The organism is Mesorhizobium sp. WSM4806, from assembly GCF_055811635.1.
Genome location: NZ_JBVVQZ010000067.1, coordinates 1 through 670 on the forward strand (window position 1 = coordinate 1; position 670 = coordinate 670).

The 670-nt window shown below is 61.5% G+C and carries 1 protein-coding gene; it reads left to right on the top strand.

The window, feature by feature from the left end; translation table 11 throughout:
* Positions 1-612 (top strand): hypothetical protein (locus AC0L2M_RS34605; protein ID WP_473537270.1); only part of this gene is annotated, 612 nt, incomplete at its 5' end.
* Positions 613-670: the final 58 nt, after the last annotated feature.

A 670-nucleotide genomic window follows, 5' to 3' on the forward strand; every position in this document is an offset into this window, starting at 1 on the left:
GACGATCTGCGCATTCGGACGCCCTATTCGAAGACCGCCCTTCGGGAACTACATGGCATTCCCTGGGCAAGTTGGGACGATGAACTGCGGGCGTGGCGCGTGCCGTTTCGGTCCTATGAGGAACTGCGGCGGCGGTGGCCGGCAATCGAAGAGGCTGCCCGACGTAACGAGCCCGAGGAAAGGAAGCGGCGCCGCGAGGCTGAGAGGGACTCGGAAGCTCAAAGAACCACGCGGTTGCGATATGCTGAACGCCGCCGCCACCGCTATCCGTTGCCAGCTGAAGACTTGCCTCCGATGGGGCGCCCCGTCGCAACAGAGCAGTACGGTGTTGTCGTCTTTACCGATGTGTCAGGTGAAGTCGTCGAACCGCCAGTATTGGCCGCCTTCAATCCACATGCGATGCGGGCAGACTTCGACTACGTGTGGGGAACGTGGCGCTCGGCGACGCTGACGGAACTCATCAAGACATGGCCCGCTCGTCATGAAGCTGGACCGATGGAGCATTCCCGAGGCTGGTGGCAACCAACGCTTGCCGAACTTAGAGTCGCTCGTCGAAATGCGCGTATCATCGAGCGTCGAAGGCGAAACCGCGATCTCGGTCGAGTGTCATAAAACTCGGAACAGCGACCCGATCGGCCCGCTCTCTCCGCCAGAGGCGCAGCCTTTCATC